The 18,487-nt window shown below is 72.7% G+C and carries 14 protein-coding genes; 11 read left to right on the top strand and 3 right to left on the bottom strand.

Annotated elements, in window-relative coordinates:
* The first annotated feature begins 11 nt into the window (after positions 1-11).
* The 6 genes from AB0J57_RS12865 to AB0J57_RS12890 all read left to right on the top strand — a co-directional run bounded on the left by AB0J57_RS12865 (position 12) and on the right by AB0J57_RS12890 (position 8,022).
* Positions 12-3,161: a lantibiotic dehydratase gene (locus AB0J57_RS12865; RefSeq protein WP_366128089.1), complete on the top strand. Its 3,150-nt coding sequence runs from the start codon at positions 12-14 to the stop codon at positions 3,159-3,161.
* Positions 3,154-4,992, top strand: a complete 1,839-nt coding sequence (locus AB0J57_RS12870; protein WP_366128090.1) for an ABC transporter ATP-binding protein — start codon at positions 3,154-3,156, stop codon at positions 4,990-4,992. The genes AB0J57_RS12865 and AB0J57_RS12870 overlap by 8 nt, the downstream gene beginning before the upstream one ends.
* 32 nt (positions 4,993-5,024) lie before the next feature.
* Positions 5,025-6,032, top strand: a complete 1,008-nt coding sequence (locus tag AB0J57_RS12875) for an LLM class flavin-dependent oxidoreductase (RefSeq protein ID WP_366128091.1) — start codon at positions 5,025-5,027, stop codon at positions 6,030-6,032.
* An 11-nt stretch (positions 6,033-6,043) separates the two neighbouring features.
* Complete coding sequence (locus tag AB0J57_RS12880; RefSeq protein WP_366128093.1) at positions 6,044-6,442, top strand: hypothetical protein; 399 nt, start codon at positions 6,044-6,046, stop codon at positions 6,440-6,442.
* 95 nt (positions 6,443-6,537) lie between these two features.
* On the top strand, positions 6,538-7,239 hold the full coding sequence (locus tag AB0J57_RS12885; protein ID WP_366128095.1) for a response regulator transcription factor: 702 nt from the start codon (positions 6,538-6,540) through the stop codon (positions 7,237-7,239).
* Positions 7,240-7,281: 42 nt separating this feature from the next.
* Positions 7,282-8,022 (top strand): methyltransferase domain-containing protein, encoded by a 741-nt coding sequence (locus AB0J57_RS12890; RefSeq protein ID WP_366128096.1) that lies wholly within the window; start codon positions 7,282-7,284, stop codon positions 8,020-8,022.
* Here the strand turns inward: AB0J57_RS12890 and AB0J57_RS12895 are convergent.
* Complete coding sequence (locus AB0J57_RS12895) at positions 7,968-9,215, bottom strand: histidine kinase (protein ID WP_366128097.1); 1,248 nt, start codon at positions 9,213-9,215, stop codon at positions 7,968-7,970. The two genes, AB0J57_RS12890 and AB0J57_RS12895, sit on opposite strands and share 55 nt — an antisense overlap.
* Positions 9,216-9,411: 196 nt before the next feature.
* Between AB0J57_RS12895 and AB0J57_RS12900 the strand changes: the two genes are divergently transcribed.
* The 3 genes from AB0J57_RS12900 (at position 9,412) to AB0J57_RS12910 (ending at position 12,498) form a co-directional block, all read left to right on the top strand.
* Positions 9,412-10,404, top strand: a complete 993-nt coding sequence (locus AB0J57_RS12900; RefSeq protein ID WP_366128098.1) for a pirin family protein — start codon at positions 9,412-9,414, stop codon at positions 10,402-10,404.
* Positions 10,405-10,512: 108 nt separating this feature from the next.
* Positions 10,513-11,550, top strand: a complete 1,038-nt coding sequence (locus AB0J57_RS12905) for an AI-2E family transporter (protein WP_366128099.1) — start codon at positions 10,513-10,515, stop codon at positions 11,548-11,550.
* Positions 11,551-11,691: 141 nt separating this feature from the next.
* Positions 11,692-12,498, top strand: a complete 807-nt coding sequence (locus AB0J57_RS12910) for a class I SAM-dependent methyltransferase (RefSeq protein ID WP_366128100.1) — start codon at positions 11,692-11,694, stop codon at positions 12,496-12,498.
* Between the two features lie 381 nt (positions 12,499-12,879).
* Here the strand turns inward: AB0J57_RS12910 and AB0J57_RS12915 are convergent, their stop codons facing one another.
* Complete coding sequence (locus AB0J57_RS12915) at positions 12,880-14,973, bottom strand: SpoIIE family protein phosphatase (protein ID WP_366128101.1); 2,094 nt, start codon at positions 14,971-14,973, stop codon at positions 12,880-12,882.
* 131 nt (positions 14,974-15,104) lie between these two features.
* On the opposite strand from AB0J57_RS12915, the gene aspS reads away from it, so the two are divergent.
* Positions 15,105-16,871, top strand: a complete 1,767-nt coding sequence (aspS, locus tag AB0J57_RS12920) for an aspartate--tRNA ligase (protein ID WP_366128102.1) — start codon at positions 15,105-15,107, stop codon at positions 16,869-16,871.
* A gap of 54 nt (positions 16,872-16,925) precedes the next feature.
* On the opposite strand, the gene AB0J57_RS12925 is transcribed toward aspS, so the two are convergent.
* Entirely contained in the window at positions 16,926-18,035 is a 1,110-nt protein-coding gene (locus tag AB0J57_RS12925; protein WP_366128103.1) for an alkene reductase, read from the bottom strand.
* 66 nt (positions 18,036-18,101) lie between these two features.
* Here AB0J57_RS12925 and AB0J57_RS12930 point away from each other — a divergent pair, with 66 nt between their 5' ends.
* Positions 18,102-18,485 (top strand): MerR family transcriptional regulator, encoded by a 384-nt coding sequence (locus AB0J57_RS12930; RefSeq protein WP_366128104.1) that lies wholly within the window; start codon positions 18,102-18,104, stop codon positions 18,483-18,485.
* Positions 18,486-18,487 lie beyond the last annotated feature (2 nt).

Below are 18,487 nucleotides of genomic sequence, written 5' to 3' on the forward strand. Positions count from 1 at the left end.
CTGATCCACACGTGATCGCCCCAGGCACCGACCCCGGCACCGACCCCGTGACCAGCGAAGGACTTCCCATCAACGCCATGCCCCGGTACGACGCCCTCGACTTCTGCCTGCTGCGGGCACCGGCACTCCCGGTGGCCGCCTGGCACGCCGCCCTCGCCACTCCGGACGGGCCCCTCCGGGCGCCGGCCGACGACGAGCGGGTGCGCCACGGGCTGGTGGCGGCCGGCAGTGGGCTCCTCGACGGGCTCGCCAAGCCGGCCGGCGACGACAAGAGCCGGCGGCGGGTCTTCTCCCGCGCCCTTCGCTACCTCACCCGCATGAGCACCCGGCCCACGCCCTTCGGGGCCTTCTCCGGGGTGGCCGTGGGCGAGTTCGGCGACCGCACGACCGCGGCGCTGGCGCGCACGGCCGTCGCCGCCGCCCGCGTACGGGCCGACATGGGCTGGCTCCTCGCCCTGATCAAGCGGGTGGAGTCCGACCCGGAGAACCTGGCCCTGCTGAACGTCACCATGAACGCCATGGCCCACCAGGTCGGCGACCGGCTCGTCCTGCCGTCGTCGGACGTCCACGGCAAGGCGGACCGCCGCTCGGTCCGGGTGCGCGCCACCGCGGCGCTGGACCACGTCCGGCACGTGGCCAAGGCGCCCGTGCCGTTCGCCCGCGTGGTGGCGGAGCTGAACGAACGGTTCCCCAAGGCGGGCCCCGAGCGGACCACCGCGTTCGTCACCGAACTCGTCGAGCTGGGCCTCCTCGTCACCGACCTGCGCCCCGCCGTGACCGACCCGCGCCCCGAGGAGCACGTCCTCGGGCGTCTCGTCGCCGCCGGCCTCCCGGAGGCCACCACCGCTCCGCTGCGCGAGGTCGTGGAGCTGACCCGCCGGGCGACCGCCGGGGACACCGGCACCCTGGAGCGGCTTCGCGCCACCCAGCGCGCCCTGGTCCCCGACTACAAGGCCCAGCCGTTCCAGGTCGACTCGCGCCTCGGCCTGACCGGGACGCGGCTGGGCGCACAGGTCGCCGACGAGGTCGCGGAGGCGGTCGGCTGCCTGGCCCGGCTGAGCGTGGCCGACCCCGGTGGGTACGAGCACCTCGTGCCGTACCACCAGGCGTTCCTGGAGCGGTACGGCTCCGACGCCCTCGTACCCGTACTCGAACTCCTCAGCCCCGAGCGGGGCCTGGACGCCCCCAACGGGTATATGAACCCGCCCCGCGCCATGGTCATGGCCCAGCCGGGCGGCAGCGGCTCCGAGCACACCGCGCGGGCCCTCGTGGCGCTCGCCGCCGACGCCTGGCACCGGGGCGCGGAGGAGGTCGAGCTGACCGACGCCGTGCTGGAGGGGCTCCTGCCGCCCGGCCCGGAGGACACCGGCTCCCGCACGACCTGTCCCGCCGTCGACGCGTACGTACAGATCCGGGCGGCCGGCCCCGAGGCCATCGACGAGGGCCGCTGGCGGGCCGTCCTGAACAGTGACGGGCTCGGCGAGGGCGGGCGCACCTTCGGCCGGTTCTTCCACCTCTTCGACGCGTCGGTCACCGACCGCCTCCGCGCCTACGCCCGTGCCCGGGAGGCCCTGGAGCCGGACGTCGTGTTCGCCGAGCTGTCGTACGTGCCCGCCCACGGGCGCGGCGCGAACGTGGCGATCCGGCCGGCCGTGCACGACCACGAGATACCGGTCAACGTCACCGCCTCGGTGGCCCCCGAGTACGTCATCGACCTGGCGGACATCCACGTCGGCGCCACCGACGACGGGCTGCGGCTGTACTCGGCCCGCCTGGGCCGTGAACTGGTCGTCGTCCAGAACCACATGCTCAGCCCGCTCGGCGCGCCCAACGCGTGCCGCTTCCTCCTGGAGGTGTCCCGGGCCCGCTACCGCATCCCCGCCGGGTTCACCTGGGGCCCCGTGGAGGGTGCCCCGTACCTGCCCCGTGTCGTACGCGGCCGGGTGGTGCTGCGGGCGGCCGAGTGGACGCTGCACCCCAAGGACGGTGACGTGCCGCGCACGGCCGGCGAGGTGGAGCGGTGGCGCCGCCGGTGGAACGTGCCGCGCCACGTCTACCTGGCCGACGACGACAACCGGCTGCTGCTGGACCTGGAACACCCCGCGTGTGTCGCCGAGTTGCTCACCGACCTCCGCGCGGCCACCGGGGCGGTGACCATCCAGGAGGCGCTGCCCGGGCCGGCGGACGACGAGCTGTGGCTGCGGGACGCGGAAGGGCGCGGGTACCTGTCGGAGGTGGTGATCCCGCTCATCTCCGTACACCAGGAGGCCCGGACGGCGGCCGTGGACATCGCCCGCAAGGCCGACCCCGCCGCGCACGTCAGCCACCTGCCCGGTTCCGCCTGGTCGTACCTCAAGCTGTACGCGGCCCGGGACCTGCACGACGAGATCGCCGCCACCGAACTGCCCGTGCTGGTGCGGGACCTGCGCGGGGCGGTCGACCTCGACCGGTGGTTCTACATCCGGTACGCCGACCCGGACCCGCACCTGCGGATCAGGGTGCGGACCTGGTCCGCCTGCCAGTCCGGCACGGCGGCGCACACGCTCCTCGTCTGGGGCGAGTCCCTGGTGAGGCGGGGCCTGGCGTCCCGGCTCGAACTGGCCACCTACCACCCGGAGATCAGCCGGTACGGCGGCCCGGCCGCGTACGACGCCGTCGAGCGGTTCTTCGAGGCCAACAGCGAGGTGAGCACCGAGCTGCTGCGCCTGGTGTGGGACGGGGAACTCGACCCCGAGGCGGTCACCATCGCCGCCGTGGACGCCCTGTACGCCCAGTGGGGCCTCGACGTCCGGGAGCGGCTGGCCGCCATGCCCCGGCCGGCCGAGGACAAGGAGGCGCGCGAGCGGTACAAGAAGGACCGGGACTACCTGTGCGAGCTGCTCGCCCCGTGGGACCGCCGCCCGCACCCGCTCGGCCGCGCCCACCACGAGCGGCTGGCCGCCGTCCTGGACCGGCAGGCCGACGCCGTACGCCGGGCCGCGCACGCGGTCGCCGGCGCGGAGGCGGCGGGCACGCTGTGGGGGACGCGCGACGCGATCCTGGCGAGCCTGGCCCACATGCAGGTCAACCGGCTGCTGCCGATGGACCGGCCCGCCGAGAACCGCTGCTACCTGGTGTGGGGCCATGTGCTGGGCTGCCTGCGGGGGAGGCCCCGTGACTGACCACGACACCCCCGAGTCCCTGGCGGAGAACCGGCGGCTCTCGCGCGACCTGCGCTACTGGTGGCTGGCGCTGCGCACCTTCTGGGGCCTGAGCCCGGCGCGGGTCGGCGCCTTCGCGGTGCTGACCCTGCTCACCGCGGCCGTGCCGGCCGCCGGCATCTGGCTGACCGCAGGGGCCGTCCAGGCGGTCGCCGACGCCTTCACCGGCGTACCGGGAGCCATGGACCGGCTGACCCGCGCCGGGACCGGGCTGGTCCTGCTCGCGGTGGCGGAGCACGTGGTGTCGTCCGGCGCGCAGTACCTGAACACGCTGCTCCAGTTGGAGTTCTCGGCCAAGATCGGCGAACGGGTCATGGTCAAGGGCACCAGGATGGACCTGAGCGCCTACGAGGACCCCGAGGCATACGACCGGTTGCAGCGCGCGCTGCGCGAGAGCGGCAGCGGGACGGCGTTCGAGGTCTTCGACGAGATGATGCGGACGCTGACCTCGCTGGCGTCCCTGGTCATGGTCAGCTCGGTGCTGTTCTCCTGGAACCCCTGGCTGGCCCTGGCGATCCTGCTCGCGCCACTGCCCGCGCTCGCCGCGCACATCGTCTTCAGCAAGCGCGGTTACGCGATCGAGTACCACCGCGCCCAGGACCGGCGGCGCGCCTTCTACTACCAGGACCTGACGACGACGGACTCCTCGTACAAGGAGGTGAAGCTGTACCAGCTCGGCCCGTACTTCGTGGACCGGTACCGCTCGCTGGTGCGCGGCTTCTTCCGGGTGGACCGCTCGCTGGCCCGGCGCCGGCACGCCTGGTCGGCGGCGCTCGGGCTGGTCAGTGTGCTCGCCTCGTCCGGGGCGCTGGTCTTCGCGCTGCGCTCGACGACGTCCACCGGCCGGGTCGGTGAGCTGGCGGGGTACTTGCAGGCGCTGGGCGCGGTGCACGTGGCGGCGTCCGGGCTGCTGCTCGGTGTGGCGACGCTGTACCAGAACACGCTGTTCACGGGGAACCTCTTCGACTACCTCTCGCTGCCGGAGGGGCGGATCACCGGCGGGACGCGGCCGTTCCCCCGGCGGCTGGTCCACGGCATCGAGTTCCGGAACGTCACCTTCCGATACCCCGGGACGGAGCGGGTCGCCCTCGACGGCTTCAGTTGCTTCATCCCGGCCAACACCTGCTGCGCCATCGTCGGCCAGAACGGCGCGGGCAAGAGCACCGTCGTCAAGCTGCTGTCCCGCCTGTACGAGCCGACCAGCGGGCAGATCCTCGTCGACGGCGTGCCCATCGAGGAGTACGACACCACCGACCTGCAACGGAACATCGGCGTCGTCTTCCAGGACTTCATCCGCTACGAGCTGCCCGTCCGGCACAACATCGGCTTCGGGTGCGTCGAGCACCTCGACGACACCGCCCGCATCCGGGCCGCCGCCGAGGCCAGTGGCGCGGCCGGGTTCGTCGAGCGCTTCGACGAGGCGTACGACACCACGCTGGGACGGCACTTCGAGGGCGGGCAGCAGTTGTCCGGAGGGCAGTGGCAGAAGATCGCCCTCGCCCGCGCCTTCCTGCGCGACGCGCCCATCGCGGTCCTCGACGAGCCGACCGCCGCCATCGACCCGGAGGCGGAGGCGGACATCTTCGGACGGCTGCGCACCATCTGCGGGCAGGCGACCTCGCTGGTCGTCTCGCACCGGTTCTCCACGGTACGCATCGCGGACAAGATCCTCGTGATGGAGGGCGGCTCGCTCATCGAGGAGGGCACCCATGAGGAACTGCTGGCCCGCGACGGCACGTACGCCCGCCTCTTCCGCCTCCAGGCCGACGCCTACCTCCCCACTCCCTCATGACGACCACGGAAGACCCAGTGAAGCTCTCCTTGATGTATCCCCTGATGGCGTACGAGCCCGACCACGTCGCCGCCTTCGCCGCCACCGTGCGCGACCTGGGGATGCGGCGCCTGTTCATGGGCCAGTCGGTGCTCGTCGACACCCACCAGGCGTTCGCGTACCTCGCCGGGCGCGGCCTCACGGTGCCGGTGGGGACGAGCGTCTCCCTGACCGCGCTGCGTCACCCCCTGGACGCCGCCGTCCAGGCGCGGTCCCTGGCGCTGCTCACCGGCACCGAGGTGGTCGCCGGATTCAGCACGGGCGACCCGGAGTTCGTCGCCGCGCTGCGCGGCGAGCCCTACGAGAGCCCGCGCACGGCGATCGCCGAGTACCTCACGGTCGTACGGCAGTTGCTGGACGGCGAGCCGGTGGACTTCCGCGGCCGGTACGTCGGCCTCGACGAGGCGCTGCTCCAGGTGCCGCACCCGCCCGTGTCGCTCGGCGTGGGCGTGCTGCGGCCGCGCATGGCGTACACGGCCGGTCAGGTCGCCGACGTGGCCATCACGCTGCTGACGCCCGCCGGTTACCTCCGCGAGCAGCTCGTGCCCGCGCTGGAGCGGGGCGCCCGGTCACGGGAGCGGGCGGTGCCCCGGGTGACGTCGATCGTGCCGTGCGCGGTGCGGAGGCCCGGCCGGGACGCCAGGCGACTGGCGTTCGCCGCGCACGAGCTCCACCTCGGCGGTGAGCACTACGCGGCCATGCTGCGCACGGCGGGCCTCGACGTGGACGCCTCCGACCCGTGGGCGGGGGCGGGCGCGCTCGTCGACGCCGGGGTGTTCTGCTACGGCACACCCGAGGAGGTGGCCGAGCGGCTGACCGGTTACGGTGAGGCGGGGGCGACGGATATCGCACTGAGCTGTGCGGGGGTCCTGCTCACCGAGGGCGTGGAGGCGGCGCTCACCGACGTGCGGGACATCGTGGACGCGGTGCGGGCACGCCCGGCCGCCTTGGGCGGTCCGGCGCCCGACCAGCGTCGGACGACACCCATTCGTTCTAGCTGAGGAGCGGTCGCATGCTGTTGTTGCTCGAATTCGCCCTGCACTGCCTGATGGACCTGGCCCTGTGGCTGTTCGGCAGGACCTTCGACAAGTCGGTCTCCGCCCGGCGCATCGCGTCCTTCCGGCGCGGCGAGGGAGCGGTGCTGCGCTGCCGTTACCGCGTGCGCGCCGATGGCCCGGGCGCCATGCGGCGCGGGAAGCTGACGCTGACGCGGGCGGGTGCCGTGCTGAACCGCACCGGTGCGCAGAACCTGCGCCTGACCTCGCCCGGTGACGTCGCCACGGGCGGCGGCCGGGGCGGCACGACCGTCGTCTGCGAGGCGGCGGGCGCGGGCACGGTGGAGCTGCTGGTGCCGACCTGGGACCCGGCGCTGGTCAAGCTCATCACCGACACCATGGCGGCACGCGTCTGAACCCGGACGTCTCGGCTGAATCATGCCCTCCGGCACGATTGGTATGTTGATCGCGCCAAGCGGCCGAACGGGGAGGCCGCTCGCAAGGGGGCGTGATGATCCGCGTATTGATTGTCGACGACGAAGTCCTGCTGCGGTCGTGCATGCAGCGCATCCTGGAGAGCGAACCGGACATCGAGGTGCCCGCCGCCTGTGACGGCCGGGGCGCCGTCGAAGCGGTGGAGACCCACCGGCCCGACGTGGTCCTGCTCGACCTGCGCATGCCGGACGTCGACGGCCTGTCCGTACTCGCCGCGCTCCGGTCCCGCTCCCCGAGGCCGGCGGTCGCCGTCCTGACGACGTTCTCGGCCGACGAGGACATCGCGGCGGCGCTGGGCGCGGGTGCGTCGGGCTTCCTCCTCAAGGACGCCACCCCGCACGAACTGGCCGACGCGGTACGGGTGCTGGCCTCGGGCGGCACGGTGCTGTCGTCGGCGGCGGCCCGGGTCGTGGTCGGCGGATACCTGGAGCGCGGTCCGCGGCCGGCGGCGCCGAGGGACCCGCGCCTGGACACCCTCACCGAGCGGGAGCACCAGGTGCTGGAGCTGCTCGCCGAGGGGCTCACCAACGCCGACATCGGGCGCAGGCTGCTGATGAGCCCGTCCACGACCAAGGAACACGTCAGCGCGATCCTGGCCAAGCTCGGCCTGGCCAATCGCGTCCAGGCGGCGGTGCTGGCGCACAGCCTCTCGGCCGCCGCCGCTGCTCCCTCTTCACCCTCTTCATCCCACCCGCCGGCCATGGCGGCGTCTCACTGAGGCGGCCAGGGCCGGCGGGCCCGACCCTCCGTGGAGACACCCATGACCTTCGGCAACGCGCTGTACGACCAGAAGCTGGCGAGCGTGTACGACCGGATGTACCCCATCGACCACGACACCGCCTTGGCCGTGGACTTCATCGCCGACCTGGCACCGCCGGGCGGCCGCGTCCTCGAAGTCGGCGTCGGTACGGGCCGGATCGCGCTGCCGCTGGCCGAGCGCGGGTTCCGGGTGCACGGCATCGACGGCTCGGAGGCGATGCTCGCCGAGCTGCGCAAGCGCGACCCGGACGGCGCGGTGACCACGGTCGTGGGCGACTTCACCGAGGAGGGCACGGGCCTGACCTTCGACGTGGTGACCCTGGTGCTCAACACGTTCTTCGTCGCGATTACCAAGGAGCAGCAGCGCAACTGCCTGCGGCTGGTGCGCGAACAGCTCGCGCCGGGCGGCAGGTTCGTCCTGGAGGCGTTCGACCCGGCTCCGTACCACACCATGGACAAGCCGGACTTCTCCATGCGCCACCTCGACGAGGGCGCCATCATGCTGGACACCCTCACGGTGGACCGCTCGCAGCAACTGATGCTGGGGACGCACACCATCATCGACGGCGGGCCGCCGGAGACCCGCGAGCACGTGCTGCGCTACGCCTTCCCGTTCGAGATCGACCTGCTGGCCGAGCTGTCGGGGCTGCGGCTCGTGGACCGCTTCGAGGACTGGACGGGCGCGCCCTACACGGCCTCCAGCCTGCGGCACGTGTCGGTGTACGAGCGGGACGCCGCCTGACGCGTCCCGGTGCCGGGAGCGAGCGGCAGTAGGGCGCGGACGAGGAAGCCGCCGTCCCCGGTGGGCCCGGCCTCCAGCCTGCCCCCGGCCAGGGCGGTGCGCTCCTTCAGCCCCCGCAGCCCGAACCCGCTGGAGGGAACGGCGGCCGGCGGGGCGGCGGCCGCGCCGTTGCGCACTTCGACGACGAGGGCGTCGTGCCGGTCCGAGGGGCCCACCGAGACGGTGACCGGGGCGCCGGGGGCGTGCTTGCGTACGTTGGTGAGTGCTTCCTGCACGGTCCGGTAGGCGGCCCGCTCGACGGCGGGCGCGCATTGCGCGCCGTCGCCCGGCAGGGCGAGGTCCAGGGTGGCGCCGAGCCGGCTGTCGTCGACCAGGGCGGGGAGGTTGTCCAGGCGGGCGTGGCCCGCGTCGTCCTCGTCGTCGGTGCCGGGTCCTCCGCCGCGCAGCACCCCGACGACGTCGCGCAGTTCCCGCATGGCGTCGGCGCCGTGGCGGCGTATCGTCTCGGCGTCCTCCCTGACGGTGTCGTCGGGGGCGGTGGCCCACAGGGCTCCGGCCTGGGCGGCGATGATGCCCAGGTGGTACGAGACGGTGTCGTGCATCTCCCGGGCTATGCGGGCGCGTTCGCGCGCCACGGCCTGTTCGGCCTCCAGCCGCCGCCCGCGCGCCTGGCTCTCGGTGAGTTCGGCGAGCCGGGAGCGCAGCTCGGAGCGGGTGCGGGCGAGCAGGCCCAGGCCGGTCGGCCCGATGCTGAACATCAGGGCGATCTGGACGGTGATGAGGTGGTCGGACCAGGTCATGCCGGGCTCCGCGGCCAGCCCGCACCACATGGCCGACGCGAACACCGCCGCCGCGCAACCGATGACGGCCGGGCGGCGGGAGAGCTCGGACGCCACGGTGAACATGGCGATCATGGGGGCCAGCCAGAGGTGGCCGGTGGCCATGGACGGCAGGGTCGCGAGCAGGACCAGGACGGGAAACCGGCGGCGCAGGACGAGCCCGAGCAGGGCCGGCGGGCACACGGCGGCGGACTCGGCGTCGAGGGCGCCGACCAGGGTGAGCAGCTCCAGGGACGCGGCCGCCGCGATCGCCCAGTCGGCGGGCCGTACGGTGCCCCGCAGGGCGACCCGGACCGTGGGGCGCCGGCGGGGGCGTACCGGCGTGGGCAGGGAGGGGCGCGCGGGGTCGGACACGGTCTTCCTCACTGATCGCTACTGATCGCTGCGATGTCGCCATGCAGTATCACCGAGCCCTTCGGGGGTACTGCGTGGGGGTGCCGCGACCGTGGGAATGCCCGGTCGGCGGGGTGCGTTCCAGTGGCAGGAAGTTCAGTGTTCAACTAATCTGGGGGTATGCCGCCCGCAGGGGCGGCCCCGAGGAGGACCCGCCATGCCTGCCGTAACCGTCGAGAACCCGCTCACCCTGCCCCGCGTCGGCGCGCCGGCGGGTGCCGTGCCGCGTCCGGTGCTGGCCGTGACCACCGCACCCAGCGGCTTCGAGGGGGAGGGCTTCCCGGTGCGCCGCGCGTTCGCCGGGATCAACTACCGCTACCTCGACCCGTTCATCATGATGGACCAGATGGGCGAGGTGGATTACGGAGCCGGTGAGGCGAAGGGAACGCCCTGGCACCCGCACCGGGGCTTCGAGACCGTCACGTACCTGATCGACGGAACCTTCGTCCACCAGGACAGCAACGGGGGCGGCGGCACCATCCGCAACGGCGACACCCAGTGGATGACCGCCGGGTCGGGCCTGCTGCACATCGAGGCCCCGCCGGAGAACCTGGTCATGTCCGGCGGCCTCTTCCACGGGCTCCAGCTCTGGGTGAACCTGCCCGCCAAGGACAAGATGATGGACCCCCGCTACCAGGACATCCGCGGTGGCCAGGTCCAGCTCCTCACCTCCCCCGACGGCGGCGCGCTGCTGCGCGTCATCGCCGGCGAGCTCGACGGGCACCAGGGCCCCGGCATCACCCACACCCCGATCACCATGATCCACGCCACCCTGCGCCCCGGCGCCGAGGTCACGATCCCGTGGCGGCAGGACTTCAACGGCCTCGCGTACGTCCTCGCCGGACGCGGCTCCGTCGGCGGCGAGCGGCGACCGGTCCACATGGGTCAGACGGCCGTCTTCGGCGACGGGGGCTCGCTGACCGTCCGCGCCGACGACAAGCAGGACGGCCACGCCCCGGACCTGGAGGTCATCCTCCTGGGCGGGCAGCCGATCCGGGAGCCGATGGCGCACTACGGGCCGTTCGTGATGAACACCCGCGAGGAGCTCCAGCAGGCCTTCGACGACTTCCAGGCCGGCCGCCTCGGCCGCATCCCCGCCGTCCACGGCATGCAGGACGGCACCGGCCGGGAGATCACGCCGGGCGCGTGACGGCGCTACGGCTCTGACAGCGCCACGGCTCTGACGGCTCTGACGTAGCGTCACCCGGCCGGGGTCCGTCCACGGGCGGGCCCCGGCCGTGCGTGATGCCGTGGAGGGGTGCACACGCTCCCCGAGCCCGTCCGCCGTTTCGCCGCCTGGTGCGTGGTCATCCTGCTCGTCACCGGCGTGGCGGCCGTCGGCGTATGGCTGTGCGTGACGTTCCAGACGGCCGTCACGCCCGTCCTGCTCGCCCTGCTCGGGACCGCGCTGCTCGGGCCCCTGTACCGGCGGCTCGTCGCCATGAAGGTCCAGCGGTCCCTGGCCGCCGGGCTGACTTGCGCGGCGGTGATCGCCGTCGTCGGCGGCGCCACCTACATCGTGGTCGCCGCGCTCATCGACACCGGCGACCAGATCATCACCTCGCTGCGCCGCGCCGCCACCGACCTCGCCGAACACTTCGGCGCCGCCGGCACCTCGCTGGACGACCTCGCCGCCAACGCCAAGAACCTCCTCGGCAGGTTCGGCGGCACGGCGGCGTCCGGCGTCATCAGCGGGCTCAGCGTCGTCGGCGAGGTGATCGCCATGGCCGTCCTCGCCCTGCTCCTCGTCTTCTTCTTCCTCCGCGACTCCGGCCGCGCCATGCGCGCCCTGCGCGACCTCGTGCCACGCGGCAGCGCCGACCACGTCGAGGCCATGGCCCGCCGCGCCTTCGGGGCGATGGAGGGCTTCATGCGTGGCACGACGTTCATCGCGCTGATCGACGCCCTCCTCATCACGGCCGGGCTGCTCATCCTGCGCGTCCCCGGCGCGGTGGGCCTGGGCGCGCTGGTCTTCGTCGGCGCGTACATCCCGTACCTCGGCGCGTTCATCTCCGGCGCCGTGGCGATCCTCGTCGCGCTCGCCGACCGGGGCGTCGCCATCGCGCTGTGGGCGGTCGGCGTCGTCCTCGCCGTACAGCTCATCGAAGGGCACGTCCTCCAGCCGGTGATCCAGAGCCGTACGGTCCAGATGCACCCGGCCGTCGTCATGCTCGCCATCACCGCCGGCGCGTCCGTCGCCGGAATCCTCGGCATGCTGCTCGCCGTGCCGCTCACGGCCGCCGCGTTCGGGGTGATCGGCGAGCTGCGGCGGCTGTACGCGGCCGGGACCGCCTAGGACCTGGTCGGGGCCCGGTCCGGGTGCGGGTCCGGGTCCGGCCGTCCGGGGGAGCCCCGGGCCCGGTCGGCCGCCCGCGCCGCCCCCGGCTGGCTAGCATCCGCGACAGGGGGCAGCCACGGGGGACGCACGGAGGCCGTCATGCAGCACCAGACACCACCCGACCCACGCCTGCTGAAGAACCGGTCCCGGCTCGGCCACAAGGTGCGGTACGCGCTGACGCACCCCCAGCGCGTGGTGCCCCACCTCCGCCGGGCCGCCCGCAACGGCCAGCTCCGGCTGAAGCACGGCAACGACCACGTGGCCTACTACCGGGCGGTGATGGCGTCCGACACCGCCCGCAGCCCGGAGGCGGCGGTGGGCGGCGGGCCGTCGCACGCGCGCTGGCTTGCCATCGGGCAGATGCAGTACGACTACCTCGTCGAGCACGGGCTGCGGCCCGAGGACCGGATGCTGGAGATCGGCTGCGGCAACCTGCGCGCCGGGTGGCGGTTCATCGAACACCTGGAGCCGGGCCACTACTACGGGATCGACATCTCGCCCGACATCCTCATCGAGGCCAAGAAGACCCTCGTACGGTACGGGCTCCAGCGGAAGGTGCCGTACCTGACGCCCGTCGACAACCTGAAGCTCGACTTCCTGCCCGACGACTGGTTCACCGTGGTCCACGCGCACAGCGTGTTCTCCCACTCGCCCCTGGAGATCATCGACGAGTGCCTCGCGCACGTCGGGCGGGTGCTGGCGCCCGGCGGCTTCTTCGACTTCACCTTCGACCGCACCGAGGGCCATGAGCACCAGGTGCTGGGCGAGGACTTCTACTACCGCACGGAGACGCTGGTGCGGCTGGCGGAGAAGCACGGCCTGGTCGCCCACTTCATGGACGACTGGGAGCGGCTGCCGCACGGCCAGTCCAAGCTCCGCCTGAGGCACGCGACGACGCCCGCCTGAGCCTCGGCCCGAGCCCGAGCCCGAGCCCGAGCCCGAGCCCGAGCCCGAGCCCGAGCCCGAGCCCCGGCCTCGGCACCCGGCCCGAGCCCGAGCCCGAGCCCGAGCCCCGGCCTCGGCACCCGGCCTGAGCCCGGGCGCGAGCCCGAGCACGAGCCCCGGCCTCGGCACCCGGCCTGAGCCCGGGCGCGAGCCCGAGCACGAGCCTCGGCCTGGGCATCCGGCCTGCGCCCGAGGATGAGCCCAGCCTGAGCCCCGGCCTCGGCGCCCGCCTGAGCCCGGGCGCGAGCCAGAGCCCGAGCATGAGCCCGGCCCGTGCGTGAGCCCGGCCCGTGCGTGAGCCCGGCTCGGGGTACCGGGCGGGAGTACCTCCCAAGCCGTCGCCTAGAGCGGGACCTCCCCGTCCCCGTCCCGCTCCTCGTGCAGCTCGAACCAGATCGACTTGCCCTCGCCGCGCGGGTCCACACCCCACTCGTGCGCGAGCATCTCCATGAGGACCAGCCCGCGCCCCGACGAGGCCATCTCGCCGGGCCTGCGCCGGTGCGGCAGCTCGTCGCTGGCATCCGCGACCTCCACGCGCAGCCGCCGCTTGCCGTGGTCCCCTCTCGCCTCGGCCACCAGCAGCGCGTCGCCGTCGGTGTGGACGAGCACGTTCGTGACCATCTCGGAGACCATCAGGACCGCCGAGTCGACCTGCTCGGGGTCCGCCCAGTCGTGCAGCAGCTCCCGCAGGTGCTGTCGGGCCGCCGCGATCCGCTCCGGCTCCGCCTGGGCGACCGTCATCGCCGTACGCCGGGCCGCCGCACTCCGCAGCGGCGCGCCGGTCCGCGACAGCAGCAGCACCGCGATGTCGTCCTCGCGGCGGTCGGCGAGCGGGCCGGTGGTGTGGTGCGAACCGGGCCCGTGCACGGCCTGGACCAGGCTGTCGGCCAGCACCTCCAGCGACTCGCCCTCGGCGTCGTGCAGCTCCAGCAGCGTGCGGATGCGGGTCCAGCCGGTCTCCAGGTCGTGCCCGCCGGTCTCCAGGAGCCCGTCCGTGCAGATCATCAGCGTCTCGCCCGGCTCCAGGGTGAGCCGGGTCGTCGGATAGTCGGTGTCCGGGACGATCCCGAGCGGCAGGCCGCCCGCCGTCGGCCGCAGCATCACCGTCCCGTCGGCCATCCGGATCGCCGGGTCTGGGTGGCCCGCCCGCGCGATGTCCAGCGTCCCGGTCGCCGGGTCGACCTCCAGGTACAGGCAGGTCGCGAACCGCCCCCCGTGGTCCCCCTCGGCCCCGTCCGTGATCCCGTACAGGAACCGGGAGGCCCGGGACAGCACCGCGTCGGGACGGTGGCCCTCGGAGGCGTAGGCGCGCAGCGCGATCCGGAGCTGCCCCATCAGCCCGGCCGCCCGCACGTCATGGCCCTGGACGTCGCCGATGACGAGCGCGATGCGGCCGCCCGGGAGCTGGATCATGTCGTACCAGTCACCGCCGACCTGGAGCCCGCCGCCGGTCGGGACGTACCGCGCGGCCACCTCCATGCCGGGGATGGCCGGCCCCAGGACCGGCATCATCGTGCGCTGGAGGCCCAGCGACAGCTCCCGCTCGGACTCGGCGACCCCGGCGCGGGCCAGCGCCTGCGCCAGCATCCGCGCCACGGTCGTCAGCACGGACCGCTCGTCGGGCGTGAACGACACCGGGTAGGTGAACGCCGCCATCCAGGCGCCCATCGTGCGCCCCGCGACGATCAGCGGCAGGAACGCCCACGACTCCCTGCCGAAACGCTGCGCCAGGGGCCAGGTCGCCGGAAACCGCTTCCGGTAGTCCTCCGGCGAGGGCAGGTAGATCGCCCGCCCGGTCCGTACCACCTCGGCCGCCGGGTAGTCGGTGTCGAGCGGCATGTCGGAGAACGGCCCGTCGTCGCCCGCGTTGTGCCCGTGGTGGCCGATGATCGTCAGCCGGTCGCCCGAGACGCCGAAGACCGCGAGCCCGTCCGGCGAGAACCCGGGCATCGACAGGGAGGCGGCCACCCGCAGCACCTCGGCCGTGGACCGCGCCTCCGCCAGCGCCCGCCCCGCGTCCAGCAGGAACGCCTCGCGCGAGCGGCGCCAGTCACCCGTGACGGGCGTACGGGAGGCGGTGCCGGGCTGCGGCTCGGCGACCTCCTGGAGGGTGCCGACGAGCTGGTAGTCGTTCCCCTCGACGAACGGCTTCGACCTGCTGCGTACGGTACGGATCACCCGGCCGTTCTCGTCCATGATCCGCAGCCGGGCCTCGGCGAGGGTGCCCTCCGCCACGGCGAGGTTCACGATCCCGTCGATCTCGTTCCAGTCGACGGGGTGGAATCGGGAGCGCACGGCGGCCTCGGTCAGCTCGGCCGGCTCGGCGGGCAGCCCGAGCAGCCGGGCGGCCTCCGCGTCGAGGGTGACGATCCCGGATGCGTTGTCCCAGCGCCACAGGCCGGTCGCGATGGCGGCCAGGACGTCCTCGGTGCGCATTGCCCCACTCTAAGAAGATGAACGGATCAACCGCCACCGAGCTGCGCCCGGCGATCACGGGACGACCGGTACCCTGGGTGAAGTTTCACGTGAAACACAGACCCCGATCCGCGAAGACTGGATGAACGACGATGCATCGGTACAGGTCCCACACCTGCGGCGAGCTCCGCGCCTCTGACGTCGGCAGCGACGTCCGGCTGAGCGGCTGGCTGCACAATCGGCGCGACCTGGGCGGCATCCTCTTCATCGATCTGCGCGATCACTACGGCATCACGCAGCTCGTCGCCCGTCCCGGCACCGCCGCGTACGAGGCGCTCGACAAGCAGACCAAGGAGTCGGTCGTCCGCGTCGACGGCAAGGTCGTCTCGCGCGGTGCCGAGAACATCAACTCCGACCTCCCGACCGGTGAGATCGAGGTCGAGGTCTCCGAGGTCGAGGTGCTGGGCGCGTCCGCCCCGCTGCCGTTCACGATCAACACGGACGACGGCGTCAACGAGGAGCGGCGCCTGGAGTACCGCTTCCTCGACCTGCGCCGCGAGCGCATGCACCGCAACATCATGCTGCGTACGGCGGTCATCTCCGCCATCCGTCACAAGATGACGGCCCTCGGCTTCAACGAGATGGCGACCCCGATCCTCACCGCGACCTCCCCCGAGGGCGCCCGTGACTTCGTCGTCCCGTCCCGCCTGAACCCGGGCAAGTTCTACGCGCTGCCGCAGGCTCCGCAGCAGTTCAAGCAGTTGCTGATGATCTCCGGCTTCGACCGGTACTTCCAGATCGCGCCCTGCTTCCGCGACGAGGACGCCCGCGCCGACCGCTCGCCGGGCGAGTTCTACCAGCTCGACGTCGAGATGAGCTTCGTCGAGCAGGAGGACGTCTTCCAGCCGATCGAGAAGCTGATGACCGAGCTCTTCGAGGAGTTCGGCGGCGGCCGCCACGTCACCTCGCCGTTCCCGCGGATCCCGTTCCGCGAGGCCATGCTGAAGTACGGCTCCGACAAGCCGGACCTGCGCGCCCAGTTGGAGCTCGTCGACGTCACCGACGTCTTCGAGGGCTCCGAGTTCAAGGCCTTCGCCGGCAAGCACGTCCGCGCCCTGCCGGTGCCGAACACGGGCGACCAGCCGCGCAAGTTCTTCGACGGCCTGGGCGACTTCGCGGTCGAGCAGGGCGCGAAGGGCCTGGCCTGGGTGCGCGTCGGTGAGAACAGCACCCTCACCGGCCCGATCGCCAAGTTCCTCACCGAGGAGAACGTCAAGGTCCTCACCGAGCGCCTCGGCCTGGAGCCCGGCCACGCGATCTTCTTCGGTGCGGGCGACTTCGACGAGGTCTCCAAGATCATGGGCGCGGTCCGCGTCGAGGCCGCCAAGCGGGCCGGCCACTTCGAGGAGAACGTCTTCCGCTTCTGCTGGATCGTCGACTTCCCGATGTACGAGAAGGACGAGGAGACCGGCAAGATCGACTTCTCGCACAACCCCTTCTCGATGCCGCAGGGTGGGCTTGAGGCCCTGGAGACCCAGGACCCGCTGGACATCCTCGGCTGGCAGTACGACATCGTCTGCAACGGCGTCGAGCTGTCCTCCGGCGCCATCCGGAACCACGAGCCGGACATCATGTTCAAGGCCTTCGAGATCGCGGGCTACGACCGCGAGACGGTCGAGCGCGAGTTCTCCGGCATGCTCAAGGCCTTCCAGTACGGCGCCCCCCCGCACGGCGGCATCGCCCCGGGCGTCGACCGCATCGTGATGCTCCTCGCCGACGAGCCCAACATCCGCGAGACCATCGCCTTCCCGCTCAACGGCAACGCCCAGGACCTGATGATGGGCGCCCCGACGGAGCTGGACGAGGCCCGCCTCAAGGAGCTCAACATCGCGCTCCGCAAGCCGGTCGCGGACAAGTAAGCCTCACGCGAAGGGCCCCGGAACCGTACACACGGTCCCGGGGCCCTTTCGCTCTCATGCGGCTTGTGCGGCGAGCGTCGGGTAGTCGGTGTACCCGGTCTCGCCGCCGGCGTACATCCAGCCTTCGTCCCGCAGCGGGTTGAGCGGGGCGCCGATCCGGAGCCGCTCCACCAGGTCCGGGTTGGCGAGGAACGCCCGGCCCAGCGAGATGAGGTCCGCACCGGCGGCCAGCAGCCGCTCGCCCGCCTCCTTGCCGCCGTCGGCGGGCAGCGGACCGCCCCAGCCGAGCGCCGGATTGGCGATCAGCGTGCCGGACCACCGCTTGCGGAGGTCCTGCCACAGGGCGTCGTCCGGGTCGGCGAACACGGTGTGCAGGTAGGCCAGGCCGTCGTCGGCTAGGGCGTCGAGGAGAGCCGGGTAGAGGTACTCGGTGTCGCCCTCCTCGATGCCGTTGACGGTGACCCGGGGGGAGATCCGCAGCCCCATCCGCTCGGGGCCGACGGCCGCGGCCACGGCCCGCACCACCTCCACCACGAACCGGATGCGGGCGGCGACCGGGCCGCCGTAGGCGTCGGTGCGGTGGTTGGTGTTCCTGGCCATGAACTGGTGCAGCAGGTGGCCGTTCGCGGCATGCACCTCCACCCCGGCGAAACCGGCGTCGATGGCGTTGCGGGCGGCGGAGGCGAAGTCCGCCACGGTGGACCGGATGTCGTCGAGAGACATCTCCCTGGGCACCACGGCATCCTTGCGCCCACCCGGGGTGTGGATGGTCTCCGGGAGCGGGACCGGCGACGGCGCGACCGGTACCAGCCCGCTGTTGTCCGGGTGCCCGACCCGGCCGCCGTGCTGGAGCTGAAGGAACATTCGCCCGCCCGCGTCGCGCACGGCGTCGGTGACCCGCCGCCATCCACCCACCTGGGCGTCGCTGTGAATCCCGGGGATGTTGGGGTACGTCTGCCCCACGGCGTTGGGCGTCGTCGCCTCGGCGATGATCAGCCCGGCGGAGGCGCGCTGTGCGTAATACGTCGCCATGATCGCCTGTGGCACCCCGTCGGCACCGGCGCGGTTACGGGTCAACGGCGCCATGACCAGGCGGTTGGGCAGGTGCAGCGCACCGAGCCGGGCGGGCTGGAACAGGCGGGACTTCTCCGGTGTGTTCGTCATGCCGGTACGGTAGGAGTTGACATCAATGTCAGGTTCAAGTCCCCTGACGGGCAGGCGAGGTGGGCAATGCGTATCGGTGAACTGGCCCGTCGCACGGGCGTGAGCGAGCGGTCGCTCCGCTACTACGAGACCCAGGGCCTCCTCACGGCCGACCGCACCCCGGGCGGCCAGCGCACCTACGGCGAATGGGCCGTCGACCGCGTCATCCGCATCCAGGCGCTCTACGCGGCCGGCCTCCACAGCAAGAAGATCGCCCAACTCCTCCCCTGCATGCGCGACACGGACGGCGGCCCCTCCGCCATCGCCACCGCCCGCCTCGTCGCCGACCTCACCACCGAACGCTCCCGCCTCGACCGCCTGATCACCGACCTCCTCCGCTCCCGCGACATCCTCGACGAGGCGATCGCCACGGCGTCGGAGGCCCCCCTCCGTGGGGCCGGGCCGAGCTGACC

The sequence above is a fragment of the Streptomyces sp. NPDC049837 genome, from assembly GCF_040674455.1.
GTDB lineage: Bacteria > Actinomycetota > Actinomycetes > Streptomycetales > Streptomycetaceae > Streptomyces.